Annotated in this window: 6 protein-coding genes and 1 other RNA gene (1 of these 7 only partly in view); all 7 read left to right on the top strand. The window is 46.4% G+C overall.

All coding sequences use genetic code 11. The features are described from left to right. Positions 1–279 precede the first annotated feature (279 nt). Positions 280–1530: a UDP-N-acetylglucosamine 1-carboxyvinyltransferase gene (locus CEF13_RS00730; protein ID WP_102708970.1), complete on the top strand. Its 1251-nt coding sequence runs from the start codon at positions 280–282 to the stop codon at positions 1528–1530. Between the two features lie 131 nt (positions 1531–1661). Then, positions 1662–2996: a transcription termination factor Rho gene (rho, locus tag CEF13_RS00735; protein ID WP_102708971.1), complete on the top strand. Its 1335-nt coding sequence runs from the start codon at positions 1662–1664 to the stop codon at positions 2994–2996. A 21-nt stretch (positions 2997–3017) separates the two neighbouring features. After that, positions 3018–4280, top strand: a complete 1263-nt coding sequence (locus CEF13_RS00740) for a radical SAM family protein (protein WP_102708972.1) — start codon at positions 3018–3020, stop codon at positions 4278–4280. Positions 4281–4405: 125 nt separating this feature from the next. Further along, positions 4406–4603, top strand: coding sequence for a 50S ribosomal protein L31 (rpmE, locus tag CEF13_RS00745; protein ID WP_102708973.1), 198 nt, complete (start codon positions 4406–4408; stop codon positions 4601–4603). An 83-nt stretch (positions 4604–4686) separates the two neighbouring features. After that, a complete protein-coding gene (locus CEF13_RS00750) occupies positions 4687–5100 on the top strand; it encodes a hypothetical protein (RefSeq protein WP_102708974.1) in 414 nt (137 codons plus the stop codon). Between the two features lie 70 nt (positions 5101–5170). After that, positions 5171–5439: signal recognition particle sRNA large type (ffs, locus tag CEF13_RS00755), an RNA gene on the top strand. A gap of 226 nt (positions 5440–5665) precedes the next feature. Then, positions 5666–7363: the 5' portion of a DNA polymerase III subunit gamma/tau gene (gene dnaX, locus CEF13_RS00760; protein WP_102716133.1), read on the top strand. The gene runs 81 nt beyond the window's last position; the window shows 1698 of its 1779 coding nt (coding positions 1–1698); its start codon is at positions 5666–5668; its stop codon lies beyond the right edge, outside the window.

A 7363-nucleotide genomic window follows, 5' to 3' on the forward strand; every position in this document is an offset into this window, starting at 1 on the left:
AGAATGACTTGTCGGACGTGCTTAAGACTAGCATCTTGAAATATAGGATAGCTTGAGTGCTGATAAAGCCGATGCTGTAATGTGTAAACAAGAAGATTCATTTGTCGATAAAAGCTTTAAATCCAAGAGAAAATCCGCTTGTTCGGAAGTAACAACCAAGCGTAACAACAGGAGCAAGGGATCATAAACCGCCTCGTAAGGGCAAGTGGGTATAAGAATCACTTGCTTTGGCGGTTTTTCCTTTATTCTCTTCCAATCTACGGGAGGAAATATAATTAGATGGAAAAATTAATGATACGCGGAGGACGGCCGCTTAGCGGTTCCGTTCAAATCAGCGGAGCAAAAAATAGTGCAGTCGCACTTGTACCTGCTGCTATATTAGCAGAATCAGAAGTTATTTTGGACAATTTGCCTTCGATTAGTGATGTGGCTGTTTATAGCGAGATTCTGCAAGAGCTCGGTGCTGTCGTTACTCGCGATGGCGATATGATGCGAATTGATCCTGCGGATCTTACCTCGAGACCGATGCCTAACGGAAAAGTGAAGCTATTGCGCGCTTCTTATTATTTGATGGGCGCGATGCTCGGCAGATTCGGTGAGGCGATGATTGGGCTGCCTGGCGGCTGTAATTTTGAGCCAAGACCGATTGACCAGCACATTAAAGGCTTTGAGGCATTGGGCGCAACGGTAACGAATGAACATGGAGCTATTCGGATTTCCGCCAAGCAGCTGCGCGGCGCGAAAATTTATTTGGACGTGGCAAGTGTCGGAGCAACGATAAACATTATGCTGGCGGCTTCTCGGGCCCAAGGGTTAACCATTATCGAAAATGCGGCAAAAGAGCCTGAAATTATAGATGTAGCTACTCTTCTAAATGCCATGGGCGCAAAAATTAAAGGTGCCGGAACAGAGACGATTCGGATTGAAGGGGTCGACAGGATGCACGGCTGCCGCCATTCCATTATTCCCGATCGAATTCAAGCAGGTACGTATATGATTATAGCAGCCGCAACTCGCGGCAATGTCCTCATTGACAATGTTATACCGAAGCACTTGGAAGCTATGACGGCGAAGCTTGAAGAAATGGGTGTAGAAGTAATTGAGATGGATGAATCGATTCGAATAATCGGACGTTCTAATTACACTCCCATCGATGTGAAAGCTTTGGTCTACCCCGGTTTTCCAACCGATTTGCAATCCCCAATGACAACCTTGCTTACGCAAGCAGAAGGGGTCAGCATTTTAGCCGATTATGTATATGGGACAAGATTTAAGCATGTACCGGAGCTCATGCGAATGGGAGCCAATATTCGCGTTGAGGGACGCTCGGCTATCATTGAAGGCGGCAAGCTTAATGCTGCTAAGGTTCGCGCGGCTGATTTGCGTGCAGGAGCAGCACTTGTAGTAGCTGCTTTGACCGTTGAGGATGGCGTAACCGAAATTACGGGTGTGGAATATATTGACCGCGGTTATGATAATCTAGTGGAAAATCTTCGCCTGCTAGGCGCAGATGTATGGCGTGAGACATAAGTTTTCTTAGGAAAATGGATTTGGCGATGCAGACGCTGTGGAATAGACGGCGTCTAATTCGGCAATGATGGATATCAGGCATTTAAAACTATTAAAAACTCATAATGAAAACTGAATAAAGTGGTGAGAATATGACAGATCTTCAAATCGCCGATTTAGAAGAATTGAAATTGACCGAGTTGTACAAACTAGCGAAGCAATTTCAAGTTCCCTACTACGGCACACTTAAGAAAAAAGAACTAATATTCGCTATTTTGCGTGCGCAAGCGGAGAAAAGCGGCCTTATGTTTATGGAAGGCGTGCTTGATATTTTGTCAGAGGGCTTCGGATTTCTACGGCCTATTAACTATTTGCCAAGCAAAGAAGATATTTATATCTCGGCTTCACAAATTCGCAGATTTGACCTACGGAGCGGTGATCTCGTATCAGGCAAATGCCGGCCGCCGAAAGAAAATGAGCGTTATTTCGGATTGCTCCAGGTAAATGCCGTCAATGGCGAAAACCCTGAAACGGCATCTGAACGTCTACATTTCCCTGCGCTTACTCCTCTTTATCCAGAAAAGAAGCTGGTGCTTGAGACGACGCAGTCGAAGCTTTCCACTCGTATGATGGACTTGCTTGCACCCGTCGGGCTTGGACAACGCGGATTGATCGTTGCGCCTCCCAAAACAGGTAAAACCTTGCTTCTCAAGGAAATCGCCCACAGCATTTCAGAAAACCGGCCTGATATCAAATTGTTTGTTCTGCTCATTGATGAACGCCCCGAGGAAGTTACGGATATGCAGCGCTCTGTTAAAGGAGAGGTTATTGCCTCGACATTCGATGAGCTGCCGGAAAATCATATTAAGGTTGCTGAGCTTGTACTGGAGAGAGCGCTTCGCCTTGTAGAGCATAAGAAAGATGTTGTCATCTTGATGGATAGTATTACGCGTCTTGCGAGAGCGTATAACTTGGTTATTCCTCCATCTGGCCGGACACTCAGCGGCGGTATTGATCCAGCTGCGTTCCATCGCCCGAAACGGTTTTTTGGGTCTGCGCGCAACGTGGAAGAGGGCGGAAGCTTAACCATACTGGCAACTGCATTAATTGAAACAGGTTCGCGTATGGATGATATTATATATGAAGAATTTAAAGGTACGGGCAATATGGAGCTTCATCTTGACCGCAAGCTGTCTGAACGCCGTATTTTCCCTGCTCTTGATCTGCGCAGATCGGGAACGAGACGCGAGGAAATGCTGCTGACGAAGGAAGAGCTTGATAAAGTTTGGGCCATTCGCAGAAACATGACAGATACACCTGATTATGTTGATAATTTCTTGAAGAAACTAAAGGACAGCGAGAACAACGAGCAGTTTCTTATGTCCCTTGATACAACGCCAGAAGTGAAACCAGAGCGGTCCGCTATGAAAAGCAATACTTCAACGGCGAGCAGACGACCTGCGCCTAGAACGACGCAAGGGTCGTAAGACCGCTGGAAGGAGAACAACATGAATCTCGTATATGCGGATGAACACGGAAATGTATTTGATCATCCTAATTTTGTTGCTTTGGGAAGAAGCGGCGATATGATCGTCGAAATTATGGATGATGAATTGATTCCTCTGCCTAATGGAGCAACGTTAGTCAGTCTGCCATTCACAAGACCAATCGGTCTGAATCCAGATACAGGTGAGATGCAGGTCATACAAGGCGGCGCGCAGGCAGTTGGTGCCTTGCTGCCGCAAGGCTTCACGCGTCTATGCTTGCCGGGATATGTCAAAGCGGATAAGAACGAAAAGCTTCCGTTATTTGGCTATACGGCTGTTGTCTGGAAGGATGGCGGCTTTTATGTGACGGCTGAGCAATCAGATGATCCTGAAAGATGGGATCCGCTTAATTGCGATCGCGGCGAACTTGGCATACAGGTGGAGCGTTTGCTTGCCAAATATCCAGAAAATCGCTTGTACAAGCATCTGTCCAATTGTGCGCTTGGGTATGAATGTCTTACATCTTCCAACACGTTTCTTGGACGCTGGGAAGGCGCTGTGCCTGTGTCGTATTCTTGTAATGCAGGCTGCTTTGGTTGTATTTCTGAACAGCCGGATGATAGTGGTTTCGTAGCTCCTCAGACAAGGATGAACTTCAAGCCGACGGTGGATGAAGTGGTTGAGATTATGCTGGAGCATTTACGCAAGCCGGAATCGATCATCAGCTTCGGCCAAGGCTGTGAAGGCGAGCCCTCGACCCAAGCGAAAATCATCGTTGAAGCGATACAGCGCGTGCGCAGTCAGACTTCCCTTGGTTATATCAATATAAATACCAATGCTGGATTAACTGATTTCATGCGGGCGATCGTTGATGCCGGTCTCAACCTGATGCGTGTTAGTACGATAAGTGCGCTTGATGATCACTATAATGCATATTACAAGCCGCGTGGATACACACTGAAAAATGTTGAGAAGTCGCTTAAATATGCAACTGATAATGGTGTATATACCTCGATTAACTATTTGATATTCCCAGGGGTTACAGACCGCGAGGAAGAAATTGAAGCTATGATTGGGTTTGTGAAACGTACGGGCCTTAAACTCATCCAGATGCGGAATTTGAATATTGATCCTGAAAGCTACTTGGCGATCATACCAAAGGCACAGGGAGAAATTTATGGAATGAAGCAAATGCTTGAGATTTTCCGTGATGAGCTGCCTGATGTAGTGATTGGTTCGTACACACATGTCCCGCCTGCATCCATGCTTCGCACTTTAAGGTAAATTTCGTAAATAGCAACATATGAGAGATTATTCATTGCAACAGCAAAACAGTTCGTGCTATAATCCGATATGTGCGATTTAACTCTGGGTCCGCATGCGATTCAGGGCAGAAAGAGGTGAACGAGATGAAACAAGCTATTCATCCGACATACCACGTCATTACAGCAACTTGCGCTTGTGGAAATTCCTTTGAGACAGGTTCGATTAAACCGAGCCTTCGCGTAGAGGTTTGCTCCCAATGCCACCCATTCTACACGGGTAAGCAAAAGTTCCTGGATGCCGGCGGCCGCGTCGACCGTTTCAAGAAGAAATACGGTATCTAATCCTACAAATCATTCCGCCTTTATTTGGCAGAATACAAGAGCCTCCCTCAGCCATCCTATTGGATAGAAGGGAGGTTTTTTGATTGCATGACAAAGGATTGAAGCAAAGAAATGCTTGGCACTTAAAATGGATGCCGCTTCTATTGCTTTGCTTATTTGCATTAATTGCAGGGGGCTGCGGCAGCAGCAAAGACGAGCATACGAGGACGTATGGTCATGATGGATATATGGGCTACTCGAACAGCAACCCTAACTTACCTGGACGGCATATGGCCTTGAATTATGAATCAGATGGAAATATGGTTAATACGGTGCTGAAGCCGCTTAGTGGCATTGAGCGCACGCAAGTTTATTTCAACGGCACAACGATGTATGTGACGTTGAAGGTTAATAAAAACCTTTCCGCTGCTCAGGTCAAAGAGCTTCGGACGAAAGCGGAAAACATTGTTCAACATAATATGCAAAGATACAAAGTGCATGTAAAAACAAAAAAGTAATGAGTTAAATATATAAATTCCAATAACCTGAAGTTGCGCTTTCTAGCGGAATCGGCTATACTTATTTTTGCCGTGCTAGATGGGGAGGTAGCGGTGCCCTGTAACTCGCAATCCGCTGTAGCGAGGTTGAATTCCTACTTGAGGTTATGCCGATGTAGGGTCTTGGCACTTGTGAGCAGTGTTGACAGTTGGGTCCTCCGCAATGGACGTTTGTGAACCCGGTCAGGTCCGGAAGGAAGCAGCCATAAGCAAATTAGTTCATGTGCCGGGGGAGTGCCTGACTCGAGCTGTAGTACAAGGATGTCGCCTGGGTCGCATTTATCAGGAGTAGGTGCACGGTACTAAAATTTTCATTTTAATAACCAACAACAAACGTAGCACCTGTGTACGCTGTTCGATTTTTTAGTCGGAATTAGCGAATGCAGGTGTTTTTGTTTGCAAATCTTTCGATCTTATTGGGGAAAGAAGGGCAAAAGAAGTTTTGCTTGCCTCATAGTTGTTGTATAATAAGGATTAGAAAATAAAATTAATGCAATTAAATGGCAACATGAAAGGAAAGGTCTGCGTGTCACATATCGCTTTATACCGAGCCTGGCGTCCGCAGACGTTTCAGGACATGGTTGGTCAACGACATATTATACAAACACTCCAAAATTCCATTCGAGAGCAGCGCGTATCCCATGCTTATCTTTTCAACGGTCCTCGGGGAACAGGGAAAACAAGTGCAGCGAAAATTTTAGCGAAAGCGGTTAACTGTGAAAGAGGCCCGGCAGAGGAGCCTTGTAATGAATGTGATGCTTGCATAGGAATTACCGCGGGACATATTATGGATGTAATTGAAATTGATGCTGCTTCCAATCGAGGTATCGATGAAATTCGTGATATTCGTGATAAAGTCCGGTATGCCCCTTCTGAAGTGCGGTTCAAGGTTTATATTATAGATGAGGTACATATGCTTACGGCTGAGGCGTTTAATGCCTTGCTCAAGACATTGGAGGAGCCACCGGGGCATGTGATCTTTATCTTGGCGACTACTGAACCTCATAAGCTCCCTGCGACGATTATTTCACGCTGTCAGCGATTTGACTTTCGCCAGGTTTCTCTTGAAGAGCAAACGGAGCATTTGTTAAAGATTTGTACTGAAGAAGGCATTCAAGCTGATGAGGATGCAATAGCTTATATTGCGAGACTGTCAGAAGGTGGTATGCGTGATGCCATCAGCTTGCTCGAGCAGGTTTCTGCGTTCGCCGGAGGCAGTATTACTCTTGAAGCGGCTGTAGATGTAACGGGAGGAATGGCGGCTGATCATTTCTATTCCTTAGCCGAGGCTGTTAAGGATCGTAATGTAGCAGCGGTCATGCCGTTAGTCGAAAACTTGATGCAGGCTGGCAAGAGCGCAGATAAATGTATGGAAAACCTAATTTATTATTTCCGTGATTTGCTCGTTCTGAAGCTGGCGCCGCAGGGCGGGGCCGTTACGGAACGTGTGGTTGACCCGGAAAGATTCCGCCAGATGGCGGACTCCTTCTCTTCCGAGCGGCTATTTGCGATGATCGACACGCTTAATCGTTATCAGGTTGAGCTCAAGCATGCTTCACAGCCTCAAACGCTATTTGAAGTCGCATTAATGAAGCTTTGTACATTAAGCGAGGATCAGGCTGCTGGTGGAACCTCATCGAATAGTGCCGCTGCTTCAGCGGCACCGGCCGAGGTTAATCTTTTGCGACAGCAGATAGAAGCATTGGAACGCAAATTGGAGCAGGCTATGCAGAATGGGCTTGCAGCCTCTGCCAACCCGGCTTCGGCTGAGAGCTCTGCTCGTCAACCGGCTGCTCGTTCTAATGCCGTTCGCAGCTCCTTTGGAGGCAGTTCAGGAGGAATAGCGCGATCAGCTGTTAAGCTTGACGCCTATCTGGCGGCGGCAGGAAGTCCGGAATTCAATCAGTATCGAATGAAATGGAATGATGTGCTTCAGGGCGTGAAAGAAGCCAAAATAACCGTTCATGCATGGTTGAAGGATGGAGAACCTGTTGCAGCTGCCAATGATTCGATTCTCGTTGGTTTCAAAAATACAATGCATCGAGAAACAACCGAGAAACAGGCAAATCGTGATATTATAGAGAAGGTCATGCAGTCTGTGCTTGGCAGTCCAATACGACTTGTTACCGTTATGCTGAAGGATTGGCAAGCAGCAGCAGCAGGCGCCAGTACGCAGCAAACGGAAACTCTTCAGCTAGAGCCTGAGTCTGCAGAAGTTTCGCAA

It is taken from the genome of Paenibacillus castaneae (assembly GCF_002884445.1).
Classification (GTDB): domain Bacteria; phylum Bacillota; class Bacilli; order Paenibacillales; family Paenibacillaceae; genus Pristimantibacillus; species Pristimantibacillus castaneae.